Consider the following 21,082-nt stretch of genomic DNA (forward strand, 5'->3'; position numbering starts at 1 on the left):
ACCTTTAACGATTTTAAATTTTTAAATAGCTTGTAAAAAAGTAATCACTTAAGTAATTACTTTTTTAAATTTATGTATTATATTATACACTGTTTATAACATAAATCAAGCCTTTTTTAGTATTTTTTTATAAATTTATCACATAATATAATTATTGTATTTTTAGCCCTTTTTATTTCTTATACTCCAAGTATTTCACTTATTACTTCACCAATTCTTTTTTCCATTAGCATTTTTTCCTTATTACATTCAAAAATTATTTGTATTAGATTTGTTACTTCATTTTCCTTTAGAGCTGTTAATTTCTCTATAAAACTGTCTTCAACTCCTCCAGTTAGTATTGCATAATCATATAATGAGTTTATTAAAATCTCTTTATTTCTTTCACCATTCTCACTAAATATAAATGAATCTGTAGTCAATATTAGCAAAGTTATTTCATTTTTATTAAATTTTCTTTTTATCTTATCTATTACTTCAGACTTAGTCTCATTTTTAAATCCATCTTTCAATTCAAAGCCTGCTGAATTAATTAGTATCATCTAAGAATTCCTCCTCTATTTTTAATCTCTTGTGCTTAATAGCCCCTATAGCCTCGGCGTAGACCATTAACGCTGTTCGATTTTCAAAGACCAATAAAAAAACTGATTTCATTTATGAATTTTGTATTTTTATTTTTTAACGCACTTATAGTGCGTATTAAAAAACACAAAACTTATAAATAAAATCAGTTATCACAAGTTTTTTATTAAATTATGTATTAATAATATATTTTATAAACATAGCTTGTCAATTCTTTTTTTATTACTGACATAAATTCTTATTGGTTTGTGATAATTTCTTGGTATTTTTTATATAAACATCTGTTTAAAACACAAAAAGGTATACAATATCCTGTAAAAATGTTGCTATTCTATAAATATATATTGTATACCAAAGAGTTCAGTTAAACTTTTATGGACTAACTATCTTATATATTTCCAATCTTTAGAACCTTTTTATGTTCTACTTCAATTTTGCATACATTTCTCTACCCAATTCATCTCCAAAAAACTTTTCTCATTTTATTATGAAAGTATATAATGCTTATATAATTACTTCTGCATTTTTCTTTATGTCCGCTATTATTCCCATAATATTTCTTGCATCATCCATATTATCTTTAAACAACTCAACTATGCTTCCAACGTTTCTAAATGGCTCCTGTTGCAATAGTTTATTATCATCTATAAGACCATTCTTAACTACATAGTCTACAATTAATTTTACAAAGTGTATTTGCTTAGAATTCAATGACTGATTGTTTAAAAATTGTGAAAAAAGTTCATTGGCCGCGGTTCTATCTAAACCAACCAACTGCCTTACTAACTTAGTAATTGGCATTTTACCAAATTCTTTTTCATAATCAGCTTGTGTTCCAAGGTCAGTCCACATAATAGTTTCAAGAGTCTTCAAGTCCTGTTTAGTTAATTGCTTATTATTTCTGAGCTTATATATAGCAAGCTCATTTTCGTGTTCTTTTAAATAATACTCCACCTTTTTCCTATAATTTTTAAGGTTATTAGCATTATACATGGCTTCATTTGATTCTTCTTTAATAATAAAATCATCAAAATGAGTATAATATGGCTTTTGATTTTCTTTTTCCAAGTACTTCAATAATTCCCTCAAAGCCAGTCTTACTTCATCAAGTTCAAAGATATCAACATCTTCCCAAAATTCTTCTGTTCTTACCTTATCAATTATGTATTTTTGTTCTTGAACTTGAGGTATCGTTCCAAGCTTAGATAACTGCTCTGCTGTATCTATAACACTTTTTATAGGTCTTATCGCATTATTTCCTTGAAGATTTGCAAGCTCAATAAGATACATTACTAAATCAAATCTCTTCGCAAGTTCATCATCTTTTAATGAAGTTATAAGTGGCGAGATATTTTCTTTTATATCCTTAGTACTTACTGCTCCAAGATTTTCCCATTCTTGCTTATTCTTATACTTATGGACATAATATAAATTCATTCTAACTCTAAAATTATCTTCATTAAGAGTATTAATTGCCTTCACTGCTTCTTCTAATAATTCACTTCTATGTTTTCTATACTCTTCTTCATCATATCTTATATCTTGAAGTTCTTTTATCAAATCTATCTTTAAATTAAATATTCTCTCACTTAGAGTTTGCCCTAAATTTCCGTCATATCCTTTTGGATTAGCCCTAAAGAAATCAAAGTTATTGCAGAAATCAAAAATTAAAAACTCCTTTTTATCTTGACCTATTCCTAATAAATCTGGACAAAGACGAGTTCCTCTGCCTATCATTTGCCAAAACTTAGTCTTAGACCTTACCTTCTTAAAGAAAACAAGATTTAATATTTCAGGAATATCTATGCCCGTATCAAGCATATCCACACTAATAGCTATCTGAGGTTCTTTATTTTTATCTGAAAAATCATCAATTAAGGTTTCAACATAGTTTACCTTATTATCTATTACTTTTGAAAAATGCGTTCCAAATTCTTTACATACTACATCCAATCTTTCTTTTATCGCTTCTGCATGTTTATGATTTTTAGCAAATATAATAGTTTTTCCTATTTTCTCATTACCTTCTATTTTTATTCCTTTTTCCATTAGCTTATTGATTACCAAATCTATTGTGTTAGCATTGAATAACCATTCATTTATAGCAGTATTACTAATTTCTTCTCCAATATTTTCATCATCATCGAACTTTTCTTCATATTCTTCTTTATCTTCATCTGACAATTCATCATACTTGATTCCATCTTCCATTACTTTAGACTTAACTTCTATAGTCCTATAATCAACAAGATATTCATCTTCTACTGCCTTTTTAAGTTCATATGCATATGTAGGTACCCCATTTTCCATATCAAAAATAGTATAAGTATTCTTATCTATTTCATCCTTTGGAGTCGCTGTAAGACCTAATAAAAAGGCATCAAAATAATCAAATATAGCCTTATATTTTTTATAAATGCTTCTATGAGACTCATCAACAATAATTAAATCAAAATGCCCACATGTAAATAATCTTTTTCCATCTTTAGACTTTGTATCATCAATAGCATTCATCATTGTAGGATAAGTCGAAAATATCATTCTTGCTTCTTCTGGATTATCTCTATTATCAAGTAAATTACATAACGCTAAATCTGGCAGTAACTTAGAAAAATTATTTTTAGCTTGCTTTACTAATGCAGTTCTGTCTGCCAAGAATAGGACATTCTTAATCCAGTTGTGTCTTGATAAAACATCAACTATAGATATAGCAGTTCTTGTTTTACCTGTACCTGTCCCCATAACTAATAATAATTTCCTTTGTCTTCTTTCTAACGACTCACATACTGCTGTAATAGCTTCCTTTTGATAATATCTATTTGATATTATTTCCTTTATCTTAACATCCCTTAATCCCTTTCGACTGCTTCTTCTATCAATCATTAATTGAAGTTCATCTTTCTTAAAGAAACCATAAACTCTTCTCTCAGAATATCCATTATAATCATCCCATATATAACTTTCAAATCCATTCGTAAAGAATATTACTGGTCTTTGATTATATTGTTTTTCTAAGCAATCTGCATATAATTTAGCCTGTTGCTGTCCAATTTTAGGGTCTTTGCTTGTCCTCTTGGCTTCTATAATAGCTATTGGTTTACCATTATCACCATATAGGACATAATCAGCATATCCTTTTTCAGCACTATTAGGCATACCAAAAAGTTCAACTTCTTCACCTACATCTTTTTTGAAGTCCCATCCTGCAAGTTTAAGTTCAACATCTATATAAATCTTTCTTGTCTTAAATTCACTTATTTCATCTATATTAAAATCGTAATTTTCGGTATTATCTTTTCTCTTTTGTGTAAGCTCTTTTCTTAAGTTTTCATTTTCTTTAATAATTTCTTCAAGCTTTTTGTCTTTTGAGCTTAATTTTTCATATAAATCCTTAAGCTCTTCTGGTCTTGTCCTTTTTTCTTCTCCCTTTAGCAGAACTTCTTCATCAAACTCTTTCTCTTTAAAATCAGCACTATAACAATAATCAATCCAGTTTATAAATTGATATAAGTTATGTAAAGAAAGAATTGCTTCTTCCCTTGATATATTGGAACTTGTATGTACTGCTACATTACCAAGCTTAATAACAAACTTAAGCATTGGTAACATTTCACTATCAATAAGCTCTACAAAACTATTATTATGAATTAAACTGCTTATATTGTCTTGATAAGGTAAATTTAAGTCTTCATCATATGAATATACCCATTTTACAGCAAGTTCTAAAGCTCTTCTACTTAAAATTGCACAAGTAGCCGGACTTACTAATATGCTTTTTTCTGCTTCAATACAAGAATTTGAAAAACTATTAAATTCCTTTTTATCTTTTAAAAACTCAAAGTTAGTACACAATTTTACCACCTCATTTAGTTAATTTTCAATAAAAGTGGTAATAATGTTGTTCCAACATCAACACCTTTATCTGCTATCCACTTAATTACAGATTTACAACTTTCCCACTTCTTGGTTTTTCTATCATCCGATTTCACAATACCCTCTATATAATTTATTTTGTCTAAAATTTCTTGAATTTCGAGTTCACTTAAAGATGTCATATTCTCTACCTTTTTTCTTGCATCTTCAAAATTAATGTTTATATTAATTTGATTTATATTACTATTACTATTAGACAAAGTTATTTTAGTATCTGGCTTTTGTTCATTGTTTGAATATCCATATGCTCTAAATGCAATTAATTTATTTTTTATTACTATTAAATTATGCTTTAAACTTTCTCCGTTTACATCATCATAAAATCCAGATTCATGGAAATAACTATATAATCCCTCCCCAAACTTATCAATATAACTATGATATCTTGATACAATTTCTTTATAATATTCATTTGTATACTTTTCGTTATCTATCAATTCTTCAATATCTTTAATATCTTCATCAACCATAAATTTAAATTCATCTCTCATCATTTATTTTCACCTCATTTAATATAACTTTCCTTTAAAATACCGCTGTATAAGTGAACTAAAATCCTTTTCTAAATTGGATTAAATTTTCCTGTACTTCAAATTTCAATTTGTCGATTTGATTAACATAACTAACAAACTTCTTTTGTTTCTCTATTGGTGGAAAAATTATAGGAAATTCTTCTATATGCTCTTTATTTAACTGTCTTTTATCAATTCCTCCAACACAAACACTTCTAATATATCCTCTATATTCGTTACTTGTAAGAATAAATAAAATAAACTCATTTAATATTTCTTCTTTAAGTCTTATCAAATAAACATGCCCATTAATATTAGCACCATCATCTTCACCCAAATACATAGATGCTCTACCTAAGCTACTATTTTCAGTATTTATTCTTCCTGTTTTAGTTATTAAAATATCTCTATGCTTTAAGCTACTTTTCAGCATTTTTTTATGAGTTTCTTTATCTATATATGCTATATCATCAAGAACCAATTTATTTTTCCAAACGTTTTGACTTCTAAAGAACATAATTCCATCATCCACATAAACTTCACTGCCACCTTTAGGAGTATTACCGCTTAATATTTTTGTTGAAATATTCTTTAATTTTTTAACTTCCCATCCCATAGGATTATTAATTGGGTCTCCAAACATCTCGATAAATTGCGATTTACCAAAATTAAGAAATATATTTTTTATGCGCTAATTTAACATTATTTTGATTTACCATTGCGTATTGCAGTGTTGTATCAATCTTTTGATGTCCTAAAAGCTGTTGTACCTGTTCAATAGGCATACCTTTATCAATAGCTCTTGTTGCAAGTGTCCTTCTAAACTTATGAGGATGCACTTTATTAATATTAAGTTTTCTTCCCAATTGCCTCATTCTAATTTCAACGCCACTAATTTGTAACCTATTATACGGCTTTAATAATGTAACAAATAATGCTATATTATCATCATTTCTGCTATTTAAATAATTTTGTAAATGTATTTTAGTTTTAGCATCAAAATAAACTTTTCTCTCCTTATCACCTTTTCCAAGCACAATACATTCTCTTTCATTAAAATCTATATCATTAATATTAAGCCTTACTAATTCACCAACGCGCATTCCTGTAGAATTCAATAAATCAATCATTGCTAAATCACGCAAATTTACGCAATTATCACGCATAATTTCTAAGTTTTCATCACTATAAGTTTCTTTTACCACCTTTGGTGTCTTAATTTTATGAATACGTCTTACAGGACTTTTTATAATATAATTTTCATCTTCAAGCCATGAAAAAAAGCTTGATAGAATCCTTCTAATATTATCAATACTTACTTTACTGCAAGAATTTTTTTTATAATAATTAGATAAATATTCTCTTAAATCTTCGGTTGTAATATGTTTTACTGGTTTCCTTATAGTATTTAACATATTTTCTATTGTTGATTTATAATATTTAATAGATTTTTCTGAGCACCCCTCTACACCTTTAGCACAAATAAAAATATTTATATAATCCAATTCCTCTTTTTGTTTCTTTGTACCTGCTTGTCCATCGTTCAGTAATGTCAATTCATATAAACTGTGTACTAATACTTTATGCAATTCTTCTATTTGCATATTATTAAGAATACATGCCATTCTTTGCTCTATCTCAGTAATAATTTTTTCTACCATAATACATCTCCCTATTTATTAAATATTATGATATATTGCCAATTATCATTGAAATTATACTTATTTTAATACCATCATTTAGATTGCTAATTAAATAATTCACCTTTAAACGCTCTTTGCATTAATGAATTAAAGTTGTTTTCCATTTCTTCTAAGCTCTTTTGCATTTCAAATTTCAATTTGTCGACTTGCTTAACAAAGTCTGCAAATTGGTTTTGAAGTTCTATTGGTGGTAAATAAAATTTAATTTGTTTCATTGAACCTAATACTAAATCCCGATTTGCAATACCCTTTGTTAGTCTTTGGGATTGTTGATAGCAATATGCAGAATTAAGCATATTCTCAAAAAAGATTCCATCTAAATCTTTCTCAAATTTCAGCACTGCAATATGTACCCAATTTGCAAATTTTTTATCAGTATCTATATACTTTGCAATACCTGTTGTTCCGCCCTTAGAGTATAGTACATCTCCTTTTTCAGGTTCACACTTTTTTATAAAAGTCTCGTAGTCATCTTCGGAAATATATTTAGCTGTATCCCAATTAATATAACCATCCACAATGTTTCTCACTGATATAAATGGTATTCCTTTATCTTTTTCAACATAATTAGGTGACGCATGGGGACCATCTTTAACATAATAACAACTATCCCCTATAGTTGTTTCTTTCCATCCCATAGGATTCTTTGATGGGTCACCAAACATCTCGATAAATTGCGATTTGACTAATTCATCTAAAGCTTCCATTTGAGCTTTTCTCTTATCTATTAATTCTTGAGATTTATTTAATACTTTTGCTACTTTTTCCTGAACTTTTAAATCTGGAACTGGAACTAAGATATCATCAAAATACTTCTTAGTAATATGTTTCATTGTAGAACCGTGCATATATTTCATTGCCTTTTCTAAACACATTCCTACCATAAATTTATAATATTGCTTATTTACATTTATTTTGTCAAATACAACTTTAAATATATGTTGATTTAAAACCGCCTCGCTTTTATTCCATTCATAAATTCCAATACTTGCAGACCATGATATTAATATATCTCCTGTTTTCACTATGTATTTTTCATTTATATCTTTATTAAAATAATTTAATTCATCACTACTATTGGTCAAATTTTGTATTCTTATTATTGGCTTACCTTGATTCTCCCAATCTTCTGGCTTAAACGCATAACCATTGATATATGTTGCAATATTTCCTAACTTTAAATATTCAATACTCATAAAGTTATACCTCAATCATTCTTTCTAATTCATCCAATCCTTGAGCTATATTTTTCTCAAGTTCCTTAACTTTGTTCAAAATGACCTTAGGCTCATCATAAACCACTTCTTCATATTCAATTTCCTTATACTTATTAATAGATAAGTCATATCCATTTTCCCTTATCTCTTCAACAGGTACAAAGAAGCTTTGTTCTGTTCTCTTTCTATCAGTTTCACCTTCTAAGTTGTTAAACCTTGATACTATATCCGGTATATCATTAGCTTCAACTTCACTTCTCTTATCATCTAAAGAATATCCATCTGCTTTCATATCATAGAACCATACTTTATCAGTTCCACCAGTACCAGTCTTAGTGAATATCATAATAGCTGTTGAAACTCCTGCATATGGCTTAAATACACCACTTGGCATAGATATTATAGCTTCAAGTTTATGCTTCTCCACAATTTCTTCCCTAATACTCTTGTGTCCTCCTGTTGAACCAAATAATACTCCATCAGGTACTATAGATGCACATCGTCCCCCAGTTTTTAATATTCTTAGGAATAAAGCTAAGAATAAAAGTTCCGTCTTTTTAGTTTTAGTTATTTTTAAAAGGTCAGCTGATACAGCTTCATAATCTAAACTTCCTTTAAATGGCGGATTGGCAAGGACTAAGGTATACTTTTCCTTATCAGTATTTGCTTCTGAAAGTGAATCCTTATACTCTATATTAGGATTATCTACACCATGAAGCATCATGTTCATAGCTCCAATTCTAAGCATAGTTCTATCCATATCAAAACCATTAAACATCATATTATTAAAATGTTCTTTTAATTCACTTACTAAAAATAAATCATTATGATTTTCTCTTAAATATTCTTGTGATTGAACTAAGAATCCACCACTTCCAAATGCAGGGTCAACAATTATATCTGATGGTGTTGGCTTCATTAATTTAACAATCATATCTATAATGTGTCGTGGAGTTCTAAATTGTCCATTTGTTCCTGCTGTTGCTACTTTTGATAATAAATATTCATAAAGGTCTCCCTTAGTATCTCCTTCTGCCATATCTATATTATCTATACCTGTTACTATTTTTGATAGCATTAGTGGCGTAGGTATCTTAAATATTGCATCTCCCATATATTTTGAATATGCAGATGCTTCATCACCATGGAGATTTTTTATAAACGGAAAAACTTCTTCTGCAAATATTCTATACATTTCTCCTGCTTCTTCATTTTTAAATTTACTCCATCTTAAATGTTGCTTATCCTTAGGAAATGCTCCTTCAAAATCTATTCCTAAAAATACCGCTTCATTTTCCTTTATAGTTTCATTATCATCTAAACCTTTTATAAATAAAAGATATGTGAACTGCTCTATTACTTCTAATGGATTAGTAATTCCACCTGTCCAGAAAGTTTCCCAAATTCTATCTACTTTACTTCGTAATTCACCTGTAATCATATGTTTTCCTCCAGTATACTTTATATATTTAATTGTACTATATGAAATCATTATTTTCCATTTTATATATATGATTTTATTAATTTAAATTATATACAAAAACAGGCAGTTAAATAACACCGCCTGCAATATATAAGTTAATACTATATACTTAAAATTTTCCAATAAATAAATGTATGACTTTCAAATTCTGCTTTTAATAAAGTTTCAAATTTCTCTCTTGTATCACAGACTTCAAGCTCTATCTCTTCGTTAAGTTTTTGTAAATCATCTATACTATTAGCATTAAAATAAGATTCAGTGTAATACTCAATATATCCATTATTGAGTATTTTATTGCAATGTTCAACAAATCTCTCAATCATGTCTCTATTCAATATTACTTTCTCAGAATTAATTTTATCTCCATCTCTACATTCTTTTCTCAGCCATTCATCAGTCCACTTCTGAAAATTTATATTAAATAATCCTATCTCACTTTCCTCACAATCGTCTTCTTCTAAATAATCTTCTAATTCATCAACCGTTTTAAAAATCATATTCTCGTATTTGCTTACTCCAACTATATATCCCACTATAACTTGTCTCCTTTTTAATAGCAATTAATCCTTACAACCTAACTATTTCCACTGTTATATAATTCAAAATTACTTTTTTTATTTTCATCTTTAAGAAAGTCTTTAATAATTATATCATTTAGCATTCCTTTTAATTTTTTAAATTTATTACTCTCACCATCTAAAAAAATTTCTACATAATGTTTAATTCCATGGAACAATATCCAAAACATAACAATTATCCATATTGTTAATATTGTTAGTATTATAATATCATTTATATTTACTTTAACTTTTTTAGCCATTAACCCAAATGAAAATGCCATTATAGGAAACAATGCCGATTTTGTTAGACTACTTAATGATTTAAATATTTTATTGCTAATTTGATGAAATTTTATCGCTGAATTGCATTGTTTAATTAACTCCTCAATTTTCTTTTGCTCATATACATAAAATTCATATTTTAATATATACCTAAGAATGTTTAGTCTCATTTCATATTTATTTATACGATTCTTATAATTCTTTTGTCCCTCTTTTTCAGATATATAAAATAATATTATAATTAATATGGCATGTACTATTGATGCTATTACCATTCCAATTTCCCAATATGGAGTTTTTATAAAATTTTCTCCACATAAAATTTTTATAAAAACTAATACTATTACAGATATAAGTGCTACTATTGCTAATCCAAAAAAAATTGTTACTCTTACATTTTCCTTAAAAAAATCAATCCATTTTTTATGCTTAAGCATTGGCTCACTTTTTTCTTTTTCAATATAAGCATTCATTATTAATAATATATAAGTACTCATAAGCACCTCTTCATTCCATAGAAAACTCCACTTTATTTAACTATACAAGGTTTAAAACTTACTTTTAGAATTACTTCTGAAGTAGACTCTATTAAAGTACAATCCATTTTGTAATCTTTTGAATTTTTCATTAAATAATTATATTCATCTTCATATTTTTTATGTATTTTAGGAAATATGAGCTCGTAATTATAATTTGTTTCTACAAAATCTATTAACCTATTAAATAAATACATATTACTTAATTGAAAGATACTTTTTAGCCTAAAATAGTCTTTTTTATTCTGAAGCTTCTTATATTTTTTAAGATTAATTGAAGCTTCCATTTTATGTCCGTCATATGCTCTGAAGTTTTTTAATTCTAATGTTCTCTTTTCACCGCCTGTATCTTTAATACCTTCACATATTATGTTTGTATCTTTACTGCATACACAATTTATAAAAAGTTCATATACATGACCATCATCTCTCCATTCTAATTCAGTATAAAAATCTTTTGCATTCCATAATACAACATAGAAATTTTCTTCCAATTCATTTACATTTTTATTTGAGATATCAGCTCCATAATACTCTAAACAATTTAATAATTCTCCATAAGTAAAATGTTGCCCTCTATATTCCGTTCGTTTAGCATAAACTTCTAACACTTTTTTTATAATTTCTATTTTCTCAGTTTCCGATTTCAGTATCCAAATATGAGCTTTAACATTAATTTTTGCATCACCACGTGAAATCCATGTATCATCTTCATTAGGTGTAAAAAATTCTAAACATAATTCCGACATTTAATATTCACCTCTTCTATATAATCTCCTTAACGATTTTCTCAAAAATCGTTCCTTACTATGTAAGCAAACCACAAAGCGTGCTGAAAAAATCCCCCTCAAACCCGCATTCCTTCGTTCATTTCCTTAAACCTTGCCGAGATATTCGCGTTAAATATAATGGTATCAGTTACCTCTTTCATCGTCAATATTTAATCGGAAAGACACTAAAGTCTGACGAAACATATTAGGGTTAAGGAGCAAATGAAAAAGAAAAAAGGAACAATAGATATTAAGTTTTGCCTTAATATTATCATTCCTTAATCCTTTTAAATCCCTATCATTTCGCCATTCGGCACGGATGTTAGTTTCAAGGTTTTATCCTTAAAAATCGCTAACTTTTCCCTTCCAACCTTACTCCCTTAAATTCCTTTCATCCCTTATCCCTATCACGTTTTTGTCAAGGTTTATCAGAATCGGCAGGGTTTAGTGGCAATTGGCAAGGTTTATGGGGTGGCTACAATTTCTTAACTAGCTTAACAACTGTCTCAGCATGAGGCGTGTTAGGGAACATATCCTTCACCTTTGTTTTAACTACTTTATATCCTCTTTCTGTGAGTACTTTAAGATCCGCTACAAGTGTCTTAGGATTGCATGAAACATATATTATTTCCTTTGCATTAAACCTAATTACATAATCTAACGCCTTTGGATGTACTCCAGTTCTTGGAGGGTCTAATATTATTATATCTGGTTTATCTTTTACTTTTTTAATTATTTCTGCCACATCTCCAGCTATAAATTCACAATTATCTAATCCATTTAGTTTAGCATTTTCCTTGGCAGCTTCAACAGCTTCCTTTATAAGCTCAATCCCAATAACCTTTTTTGCGTTTGGTGCTACTATCTGGCCTATAGTTCCAGTACCACAGTAAAGATCAAATACAACTTTATCTTCGCTCTCTCCAAGAAAATCCTTAACTATTGAATATAGTTCTTCTGCACCTTTTGTATTGGTTTGAAAAAATGAAAATGGTGAAATATTAAATTGTAATCCAAGTAATGACTCTCTTATATAGTCTTTGCCAAATAGTACAATTACTTTTTCAGGGATTACTGCATCAGATCTCGAATCATTTTCTGTATGTATTATCGATACTAGATTTCCCTTATAGCTTTGCTCTCTTAGCAGCTTTACATATTCACCTAAATCAAAATCTATTTGAGTTGTAGTTACAAGATTTACTAATATTTCCCCAGTATTTTGAGCTTTTCTTATAACTAAGTGTCTTAAATATCCCTCTGCCTTCATTACTTTATAGTAAGGCAAATCCATTTTTCTAAAATAATCTACTGTTAATTTAATAATCTTTCTATAATCTTCATCAACAAGTTTACATTCATCTACAGTTAATATTCCAAAAGACTTTCCTCTCATATGCATTCCAAGAGAAAGTGGCTCACCTTTTGCTTCATCTCCAAAAGTGAACTCCATTTTATTTCTGTACTCCCATTGATTCGGGCTTCCTTGAATCCCTAAGTATTCTCCCATTTCAATATTATCTTCTTCAAATAAAGTTTTAACCTCTTCACTTAAAAACTCTAATTGCTTTTCATAATCTATAGTTTGAGATGAGCATCCTCCACATACACCAAAATGCGGACAAATTGCGTCAATTTCGTAATCTGCCTTTTCATCTACACTTAATAACTTAACTTCAGCATAATCTTCTCTTTTCTTTTTTACCCTTCCAGTCACAGTTTGACCTGGAAATGCATTCTTAACATAAATTGTCTTATCTTCTGCATAACCTATTCCTGTCGACGGAAATTGTAATTTTTCTATTTTAACAGTTAAATCGCTTCCTCTTTTCATTATTTACTCCTAATGTTTTCATATTTTTGTTACTCATATATCATATATTATTTTTCTAAATAAAAAAACATAAGAATATAAAATTTCTTTTATATTCTCTGTTTATACTGTAAGTTGTTAAATTATTATAAATTTAATATCTTCTTTGCAATAGTTTTTCCTAGCTTAGTTTTCTCCATAATCGGTGCATAAATACAATTTATAATAAAATATATTATTCCTCCAGCTAGAATTATTGATCCATTTCCTTGTACAAACATGTATCCAAATAACTTTAAGATTGAATTACATAAAAATGCCAGTAAAAGAGAACATGCAACTATTAATAATTGATCTAAGATATTAGCTAAAATAATTCCACTAGCACCAGGCTTTTCATCTACTTCTTCATTAGTTGAACTTTCAATTTCCTCGCTAACTGTTACTGCCGCTTCTTCTGTATCATTTGAAACTTCTTCTGTGTTTTCTATGCCTGAAGTTTTAACTTCTGCTTCTTCCATATCACTGTTTGTTTCATTTTCTTTTACATTATCTTTTTCCAAAAACTTTTCCCCCTTGGTCTATTCCATACTCATTTCACCATCTGCAAATTTATATTTTTTTGTAGACAATGTATATATTATACACGTTTTAGTGGCTAAAATTTCTTCTTTTAACCCATCAACTGTGTCTTTTATATCAACTTGTTGATCTCCATTTTTTAGTTTTTCAATTATTTCTTTATTTATGTCTGAAAAATCTCTATTTTCTTGACCTGTAAATGCTTCTATGTACTTTTTAAAAGATGTTTTTCCTAAGTCAAAATTATTATTTTTTATAGCACTTTCACCATCAAAGTTCAAACTTAACTTTAAACTTATATCTCCACTTGATAAATCATCTCCATATGTTTTCATACCAAAATACAAGCTTTCCATTTTATTTGCTTCAGGCTTATCATTATCAAAATATATACTATTATCATTTACCGTTTCATCTTTGTCATTTTTCACCTTTTCATCTTTTGAATATTTTACCCCAAGTTCCTTGGTTATATTCTCCATCTTTGATAACTTGTCTTTAAATAAATTTTGAGTTTCTTCTAATGTATAGTTTTTCGCCCATTTTCCATCTAAATCTTTGTCTTTAGGGTCTGTATTATCCTCAGTTGCGGTTTGTGCTTTTGTATCCTCAGAATTCCCACTTGCATTGCTGCTGCATCCTATTAGCGATATTGCAACCATAAGGCCCATTACTAGACTTATAATTTTTTTAGACACTAAATCTTCCTCCTTAATTTTATAGATGTTATTCTGATGTCTAATTAATATATTGCAATGAATAATAAAACTTTACCATTTCTATATTACAATTTTGTGTCAATACTATACTTTCTTCCTATAATATAATGTTATTCTTTTATTAATTATATTTTAAATTTCATCTATATTATCAAATTTAATACAATATGTATGTTTATTATATATTCTTTTACCCTTACATGCAATTGTTCTCATTATGTAATATATTGAAATTATATATGCTAACCTGCTGCAGTACATGAAAAAAATAGTATTATAAATACTGGACAGTCAAAAGTTCTATAAAAAAAGTTAACCCTTTTAGGCAAATTTATAGTATCCTTTTAATTGCTTAAGAAAAAAAGGAGATACACTCTACCAAAAGAATTAACTAAAGTTAGTTTATCATAATATTGGTAGAGAAACTATAGATTTATGTGGAATTTATTAAATAAAATTTTAGCTAACTTTAAAGAATGTTTTTCAAGGCAAGCCTCATTTAACTGGTTTGTCATTATTATAATAGGTCTTATGCTGCGTTCAGATTCATTAGGATTAACATCAATAATTCGTGATTTGAATCTTTCGCATAGTAGCTATGCTACAATGATACATTTTTTTCATTCTTCTTCATGGACACTTGAGGCTATTACAAACAAGTGGTGTGAAATTATAAAAAGCTTTGCACCTATTTATAAGGAAGATGGAGTAACAATTCTTGTTGGGGATGGTATCAAAGCTTCAAAAGAGGCTCGCAAGATGCCTGGCGTAAAAAAACTACACCAAGAATCTGAAAATTCTTCAAAAGGCGAATATATCTTTGGCCATATGTTTGGTGGAATAGGAATACTTGCAGGAAATAGTTCAAAGATGTTTTGTATTCCTCTGTTAATCAATCTTCAAGATGGTATAAAGACTATCCGAAGCTGGATACAGCCAGAAGAACAATATGAATCTCATATTGTTCAAATGATTCAAAATGGTTTTTCAATCACAAAAACTTTGGGTGAAAGATCAATTCTACTTTTAGATAGATATTTTCTTTCTGTTCCTGCCCTGATAGCCTTAAATAAGCTGAATCAAGAAAATGGTAGTTTACTACAAATTGTAACAAAAGCTAAAAAGTCTTGTGTTGCTTATGAAGAACATGGCGAATATAGTGGACGAGGAAGACCACGTGAAAAAGGAACTTCTGTTAAGTTAAAAGATTACTTCCAAGAAAAAAAGGAATCTTTTAAAACAACAACAGTTAAGATTTATGGTAAAGAACAAGATGTTAGTTACTATTGCATAAATCTTCTTTGGGGACAAAAATTATATCAAGAATTGCGTTTTGTGCTTGTCAGCTACAACGGTATAAATTCTATATTGGTTAGCACAGATCTTAATCTAAATCCAGAAACAATAATAAGACTGTATAGCTATCGTTTTAAAATTGAGTGTACATTTCGTGAACTAAAACAAGTAATAGGTGCTTTTAGTTATCAATTTTGGAGCAAATCAATGCCAAAACTAAATAGATTCAAGAAAAAAGATGAAATTGATGCTATTGATAAAGTTGAGGATGAAAAAGTAAAGGAAAGAATTATATCTACACTAAATGCTATTGAAATGTATGTTATGTGTAGTTCAATTGCAATTGGATTATTACAAATAATTGCACTAAAATTTTCGGCAACAGAACTAAATAACAAATTCTTTAGATATCTAAGAACACCATCGAAAGAAATAGTTTCAGAAGCAACAGTAGCAAGCTACTTTCGTAAAAACATTTTTCGCATTATGTGTAAAAATGCGAATTTAAGCATAACTAAAATAATTAAAAACAAGCAAGCAGATGCTTCATTTTATGATGATCTACAGGCTTGTTAATTGAACAAAATTTTTGACTGTCCAGTATAAATATGATTCGCATATTATAATTAACAATGTATATTTGACAATTAAAAATTAATTAAAAAATTCCTTCAGAATTTTTTAAAATAATTACCTAAAAAATGTAGAGAATCTATTAGAACTTATATATTTTTTGATCTTGCCTACGTTTCAATCTGTTCTTTAATTGTTTCAAACATCTTTTCTCCTATTCCAGTAACCTTCTTTATGTCCTCTATAGTTTTAAATCCTCCATTTTGTTCTCTATATTCAATTATACTTTTTGCTTTCGCATCTCCTATCCCTTTTATTGTTTTTAATTCCTCTAATGTTGCATTATTTATGTTAACTTTCTTACTCTCATTTTCATTATTGTTACTACTTTGATTTACATTTTGCGTTCCATTTACTATTTCATTTTTATTTGCAATGTAAATTAAATCATGATCTTGTAGTTTTTTTGCTCTATTTATATTGTTTAAATCAGCATTTTCAGTTAGTCCACCTGCTGCTTCTATAAGATCTTTTATTATAGAATTTTCATCTAACATATATACATCTGGTTTTTTTACTTCTCCTTTAATTTCTACAACTATTCTTTTATCTTTAGGCTGAACTGTTTCAGCTCTTTTATCTGTGTTATTATCGCTTTCTTTCTTGCTATTGCTTTCCTTAACTGATGTATTAATACTTTCTGTATCATCCACAAAAATATTTTCCGTATCATTTTTCTTTAATTCTTTAAAGCCAGATTTCAAATATGTAATTCCTAATACAATCATTACAATAATTAATATAGCTGATATTCCTATTTTTTTCTTATCCTTTAACAATTCTTGTATCACATCGTTATCTCCTTTTAGTTTATCTTTTGCATATTATATCCATTTTATTGTAATTTAGACTCTAATTGGATTAATTTTGAACTTTATGTAGCATAAATTAATTATTTTTGGTAAAATGTATTTTGAATATAAGTAAAATATTTGATTTACGTATGGAGAATTTTATGAAAAAATTTTTAAAAAGACTTAATATCTTACTCTTATTTTTATTTTATGCGACATCTATAAACGCATATGCTGAAACTTCACCACCTCAAATTAATGCTCAAGGCTCAGTCTTAATTGATGCATCTACAGGAGAAGTATTATTTGGGAAGAATGAAGAAACTACCTTTGAACCAGCTTCAACGACTAAAGTAATAACTGCACTTATCACTTTAGAGAAATGCAGCCTTGATGATGAGGTTACTGTTCAAGAAGACTACACCAAAGTGGGTGGAACTGGTATAGGTCTGCTAAAGGGTGATGTTTTAACTGTACGAGATTTGCTTTTTGGTCTTCTTTTAGATTCTGATAATGACTGTGCTAATGCTTTAGCCGATCATATATCTGGAAACGTAGATGAATTTTCTAAGCTTATGAATGCTAAGGCTAAAGAATTAGGTGCATTACATACAAACTTTAAAAATCCAAGTGGCATGCCAGATCCTGAACATATAACAACACCACATGATTTAGCATTATTTTTAAGAGCAGCTATAAATAATAAAGAATATATGGAAATTTCTCAAACTCCTTCTCATACAATAACCTTGAAAAATGATTCTAGTAAAACTTTTACAGTAAACAATAAAAATTATCTTATTAATAAGAATTCTAGATATTATTATCAATTTGCCACAACTGGTAAAAATGGATATACAACAAAGGCAAACCAAACTTATGTTGCTGCTGCAGAAAAAGATGGACATATACTTATTGCTTCATTTTTGAATGCACTTGATAAAGATAAAAATTTTCAAGATATGAAAGATGTTTTTGATTATGGTTTTAACAATTATTCTTTAGTACATCTTTATAAAAAAGGTGATGAAATCTCACAATATAACATAAACAGTAAACTTACAATACCTCTTATAAGTTCCAAGGATATAGATTATATTGTTCCTAAAGGACAAGAAAATTCAGTATCCTCTGAAATTAAAGTGGACGATAAGGATTTAAGTAAACAATCTTTTGATAAAGGTGAAAATATATTAGAAGGAACAGTTTATGTTAATGATAAGGAATATACTACTGTTGATTTAGAAGCTGGAGTTTCCAGGCATTATGAATCTGCACTTCCAAATAAAGATAATGCCCCAGCTTATGTAGGCGCTATTGCTGTTTGCCTTGCAGGAGCATTTGGATTGAAGCGATTCTTAAAGAACAAATTTAATAAATCACATGAAAATAAATAACAAATTATAATGTCATGATTATTTTACATAAAATTAAAGGAAGCAGAAAACTGCTTCCTTTAATTTTATATTCTTAAGCTTATTACACATCTATTTTGCAGTTAAATATCCACAAGCTTTTAAATACTCAGCCGATAAAACACCGCCGCCTGCTGCTCCTCTTAAAGTATTATGAGAAAGACCTACAAATTTATAATCAAATAGCGTATCTTCTCGAAGTCTTCCCATAGATATTCCCATTCCGTTTTCATAATCTCTATCTAAATTAGTTTGAGGCCTATTATCCTCTGTGAAATACTTCAAAAACTGTTTTGGTGCACTTGGAAGATTTAAAACAACTTCAGGTGCTTTAAAACTTTCCCATGCCTTTATTATTTCTTCCTTTGTAGGCTTCTTCTTAAAGCTCACGTAAACAGCGGCTAAGTGTCCATTTGATACTGGAACTCTTATGCATTGAGCTGTAATAACAGGTGTTTTAGCACTCACAATTTTACCATTTTCTATCTTTCCCCATACTTTTAGCGGCTCATTTTCACTTTTTTCTTCTTCCCCGCCTATAAATGGTATTACATTATCAAGAATCTCAGGAAATTCTTTAAAAGTTTTACCTGCCCCAGAAATTGCCTGATAAGTGCAGACTAGAATTTTTTCTGGCTCATATTCCATAAGAGCATTTATTGGCGGTACATAGCTTTGAATTGAACAATTTGGTTTTACTGCTATAAAACCTCTTTTAGTTCCTAATCTTTTCTTTTGACTTTCAATGATTTCTGCATGAACTCCATTTATTTCAGGGATTAATACTGGAACATCCTCTACATTTCTATTTGCTGAATTATTTGAGACAACTGGAGTTTCATGTTTTGCATAATCTTCTTCAAGTAATTTAGTCTGTTCCTTATTAAGTGAAATTGCACAGAAAACAAAATCAACCATATTACAGATTTCTTCTACTTCAAAGGCATCTCTAACTATCATATCTTTGTATTTTTCAGGTAATGGGGTATCCATCTTCCACCTTTTCTCTACAGCTTCTTTATAAGTCATCCCTGATGAATTTTTACTTGCAGCAAGTACGGTTACTTCAAACCAAGGATGATTTTCCAAAAGACATAGAAACCTTTGTCCCACCATACCAGTAGCTCCTATTATTCCTACTTTTAACTTATCACTCATTAAAAAACACCTCTTACAATTTTATTTTGCCGGTCATATTTAAAAAGATAATTAAACCACATACATTGTTCAATTATTTTTCTGTATTCCCTATCTCTTATAAATATGATATCATTTATACATATATTAGTAAAATTGATAATTTCTATTGCTATAATCAATAAATTTGATGGAGATGATTTTATGGACTTTAAGCAGCTTAATGCATTCTTAACAATAAGTAAACTTCAAAGCTTTACTAAAGCTGCAGATATTTTAGGTTATGCACAATCTACTATAACAACTCAAATTAAACAACTAGAAAACGAGCTTGAAGTGAAACTTTTTGAGCGAATAGGCAAGAACGTTACATTAACACATGAAGGAAAAAAACTTTTACCCTATGCAAAACAGATGTTAAAACTATCAAGCGATATAAAAAACACAGTATTCAACAAAGAAACACCCAGCGGAACTCTAACCATTGGTGCTGCTGAATCATTATGTGTATTAAGACTTCCTGAAATACTTAAGGAGTATAAAAGACTTTATCCTGAAGTTGAAGTCTCATTAAAATTTGGCAGTTGTGCTGATTTTAGATATTTTTTAACTGATAATATTATTGATGTAGCGTTTTCATTGGGGGTAAAAATTGATTCTGATGAATTTATATCTGACGTAGAAATTTCTGAACCTATGCTATTTTTAGCTTATCCAGGACACCCGCTTATAAGTAAAAAATCAATACTGCCAAAAGATATTGAGAATGAGCCTCTTATCTTAACAGAAATGGGCTGCAGCTACCGAGCCTCCTTAGAAAACATTCTAACAAGTTGCGATATAAAACCAAATGTAGCCTTTGAAACTGGAAGTGTTCAAGCCATTAAACAATTTACAATGAGCGGCCTTGGCATAACACTACTTCCAAAAGTTGCTGTGGAAGATGAAATAAATAGTGGTAAACTGATTCCTCTAAATTGGGAAGGCCCTAACTTTGGAATAATCTCTCAAGTACTTTATCACAAGGACAAATGGATTTCTCCAGCGCTAAAGGAATTTCTTAGATTATCTAAAGACTTTATGAATTCTTACTCAAAATAGTAATTTTAATGACC

Annotated in this window: 18 protein-coding genes; 3 read left to right on the forward strand and 15 right to left on the reverse strand. The window is 28.7% G+C overall.

Annotated elements, in window-relative coordinates:
• Positions 1-179: 179 nt before the first annotated feature.
• The 13 genes from CDLVIII_RS26780 to CDLVIII_RS26840 all read right to left on the reverse strand — a co-directional run bounded on the left by CDLVIII_RS26780 (position 180) and on the right by CDLVIII_RS26840 (position 14,671).
• The gene (locus CDLVIII_RS26780; protein ID WP_009172619.1) at positions 180-542 is read right to left on the reverse strand and encodes a hypothetical protein; all 363 of its coding nucleotides are present in this window, start codon (positions 540-542) and stop codon (positions 180-182) included.
• A 544-nt stretch (positions 543-1,086) separates the two neighbouring features.
• Positions 1,087-4,434, reverse strand: coding sequence for a DEAD/DEAH box helicase family protein (locus CDLVIII_RS26785; RefSeq protein WP_009172620.1), 3,348 nt, complete (start codon positions 4,432-4,434; stop codon positions 1,087-1,089).
• Between the two features lie 14 nt (positions 4,435-4,448).
• Positions 4,449-5,009 carry a hypothetical protein gene (locus CDLVIII_RS26790; RefSeq protein WP_009172621.1) on the reverse strand — a complete coding sequence of 187 codons (561 nt, stop codon included), beginning with the start codon at positions 5,007-5,009 and terminating at the stop codon, positions 4,449-4,451.
• Between the two features lie 55 nt (positions 5,010-5,064).
• Positions 5,065-5,670: a restriction endonuclease subunit S gene (locus CDLVIII_RS26795; RefSeq protein WP_009172622.1), complete on the reverse strand. Its 606-nt coding sequence runs from the start codon at positions 5,668-5,670 to the stop codon at positions 5,065-5,067.
• 25 nt (positions 5,671-5,695) lie between these two features.
• Positions 5,696-6,688: a site-specific tyrosine recombinase/integron integrase gene (gene xerA / locus CDLVIII_RS26800; protein ID WP_009172623.1), complete on the reverse strand. Its 993-nt coding sequence runs from the start codon at positions 6,686-6,688 to the stop codon at positions 5,696-5,698.
• A gap of 86 nt (positions 6,689-6,774) precedes the next feature.
• Positions 6,775-7,926 (reverse strand): restriction endonuclease subunit S, encoded by a 1,152-nt coding sequence (locus tag CDLVIII_RS26805; RefSeq protein ID WP_009172624.1) that lies wholly within the window; start codon positions 7,924-7,926, stop codon positions 6,775-6,777.
• A gap of 4 nt (positions 7,927-7,930) precedes the next feature.
• Positions 7,931-9,388, reverse strand: a complete 1,458-nt coding sequence (locus CDLVIII_RS26810) for a class I SAM-dependent DNA methyltransferase (RefSeq protein ID WP_035301944.1) — start codon at positions 9,386-9,388, stop codon at positions 7,931-7,933.
• A gap of 143 nt (positions 9,389-9,531) precedes the next feature.
• Positions 9,532-9,963: a hypothetical protein gene (locus CDLVIII_RS26815; protein WP_009172626.1), complete on the reverse strand. Its 432-nt coding sequence runs from the start codon at positions 9,961-9,963 to the stop codon at positions 9,532-9,534.
• Positions 9,964-10,004: 41 nt separating this feature from the next.
• On the reverse strand, positions 10,005-10,769 hold the full coding sequence (locus CDLVIII_RS26820) for a hypothetical protein (RefSeq protein WP_009172627.1): 765 nt from the start codon (positions 10,767-10,769) through the stop codon (positions 10,005-10,007).
• Positions 10,770-10,801: 32 nt separating this feature from the next.
• A complete protein-coding gene (locus CDLVIII_RS26825; protein WP_009172628.1) occupies positions 10,802-11,557 on the reverse strand; it encodes a hypothetical protein in 756 nt (251 codons plus the stop codon).
• A 496-nt stretch (positions 11,558-12,053) separates the two neighbouring features.
• Positions 12,054-13,412: a 23S rRNA (uracil(1939)-C(5))-methyltransferase RlmD gene (gene rlmD / locus CDLVIII_RS26830; protein WP_009172629.1), complete on the reverse strand. Its 1,359-nt coding sequence runs from the start codon at positions 13,410-13,412 to the stop codon at positions 12,054-12,056.
• 125 nt (positions 13,413-13,537) lie between these two features.
• Positions 13,538-13,954, reverse strand: coding sequence for an RDD family protein (locus tag CDLVIII_RS26835; RefSeq protein WP_009172630.1), 417 nt, complete (start codon positions 13,952-13,954; stop codon positions 13,538-13,540).
• An 18-nt stretch (positions 13,955-13,972) separates the two neighbouring features.
• Positions 13,973-14,671, reverse strand: coding sequence for a hypothetical protein (locus CDLVIII_RS26840; RefSeq protein WP_009172631.1), 699 nt, complete (start codon positions 14,669-14,671; stop codon positions 13,973-13,975).
• A 456-nt stretch (positions 14,672-15,127) separates the two neighbouring features.
• On the opposite strand from CDLVIII_RS26840, the gene CDLVIII_RS26845 reads away from it, so the two are divergent.
• A complete protein-coding gene (locus CDLVIII_RS26845) occupies positions 15,128-16,564 on the forward strand; it encodes a transposase (protein WP_009172632.1) in 1,437 nt (478 codons plus the stop codon).
• Between the two features lie 167 nt (positions 16,565-16,731).
• Here CDLVIII_RS26845 and CDLVIII_RS26850 read toward each other — a convergent pair whose 3' ends face one another.
• Positions 16,732-17,412: a helix-hairpin-helix domain-containing protein gene (locus tag CDLVIII_RS26850; protein ID WP_009172633.1), complete on the reverse strand. Its 681-nt coding sequence runs from the start codon at positions 17,410-17,412 to the stop codon at positions 16,732-16,734.
• A 164-nt stretch (positions 17,413-17,576) separates the two neighbouring features.
• Between CDLVIII_RS26850 and CDLVIII_RS26855 the strand changes: the two genes are divergently transcribed.
• A complete protein-coding gene (locus CDLVIII_RS26855) occupies positions 17,577-18,812 on the forward strand; it encodes a D-alanyl-D-alanine carboxypeptidase family protein (protein ID WP_009172634.1) in 1,236 nt (411 codons plus the stop codon).
• Positions 18,813-18,902: 90 nt separating this feature from the next.
• On the opposite strand, the gene asd is transcribed toward CDLVIII_RS26855, so the two are convergent.
• Complete coding sequence (asd, locus tag CDLVIII_RS26860) at positions 18,903-19,988, reverse strand: aspartate-semialdehyde dehydrogenase (RefSeq protein ID WP_009172635.1); 1,086 nt, start codon at positions 19,986-19,988, stop codon at positions 18,903-18,905.
• Between the two features lie 183 nt (positions 19,989-20,171).
• Here asd and CDLVIII_RS26865 point away from each other — a divergent pair, with 183 nt between their 5' ends.
• On the forward strand, positions 20,172-21,068 hold the full coding sequence (locus CDLVIII_RS26865) for a LysR family transcriptional regulator (RefSeq protein ID WP_009172636.1): 897 nt from the start codon (positions 20,172-20,174) through the stop codon (positions 21,066-21,068).
• Positions 21,069-21,082 lie beyond the last annotated feature (14 nt).

The organism is Clostridium sp. DL-VIII (genome assembly GCF_000230835.1).
In the GTDB taxonomy this organism is placed as follows: domain Bacteria; phylum Bacillota; class Clostridia; order Clostridiales; family Clostridiaceae; genus Clostridium.

Coding starts and splice junctions, on each gene's coding strand:
- CDLVIII_RS26865 (WP_009172636.1), top strand. CDS start 20,172: ATGGACTTTAAGCAGCTTAATGCATTCTTAACAATAAGTAAACTTCAA.
- CDLVIII_RS26780 (WP_009172619.1), bottom strand. CDS start 542: ATGATACTAATTAATTCAGCAGGCTTTGAATTGAAAGATGGATTTAAA.
- CDLVIII_RS26820 (WP_009172627.1), bottom strand. CDS start 10,769: ATGAGTACTTATATATTATTAATAATGAATGCTTATATTGAAAAAGAA.
- CDLVIII_RS26845 (WP_009172632.1), top strand. CDS start 15,128: ATGTGGAATTTATTAAATAAAATTTTAGCTAACTTTAAAGAATGTTTT.
- CDLVIII_RS26790 (WP_009172621.1), bottom strand. CDS start 5,009: ATGATGAGAGATGAATTTAAATTTATGGTTGATGAAGATATTAAAGAT.
- CDLVIII_RS26855 (WP_009172634.1), top strand. CDS start 17,577: ATGAAAAAATTTTTAAAAAGACTTAATATCTTACTCTTATTTTTATTT.
- CDLVIII_RS26805 (WP_009172624.1), bottom strand. CDS start 7,926: ATGAGTATTGAATATTTAAAGTTAGGAAATATTGCAACATATATCAAT.
- CDLVIII_RS26825 (WP_009172628.1), bottom strand. CDS start 11,557: ATGTCGGAATTATGTTTAGAATTTTTTACACCTAATGAAGATGATACA.
- rlmD (WP_009172629.1), bottom strand. CDS start 13,412: ATGAAAAGAGGAAGCGATTTAACTGTTAAAATAGAAAAATTACAATTT.
- xerA (WP_009172623.1), bottom strand. CDS start 6,688: ATGGTAGAAAAAATTATTACTGAGATAGAGCAAAGAATGGCATGTATT.
- CDLVIII_RS26810 (WP_035301944.1), bottom strand. CDS start 9,388: ATGATTACAGGTGAATTACGAAGTAAAGTAGATAGAATTTGGGAAACT.
- asd (WP_009172635.1), bottom strand. CDS start 19,988: ATGAGTGATAAGTTAAAAGTAGGAATAATAGGAGCTACTGGTATGGTG.
- CDLVIII_RS26795 (WP_009172622.1), bottom strand. CDS start 5,670: ATGTTTGGAGACCCAATTAATAATCCTATGGGATGGGAAGTTAAAAAA.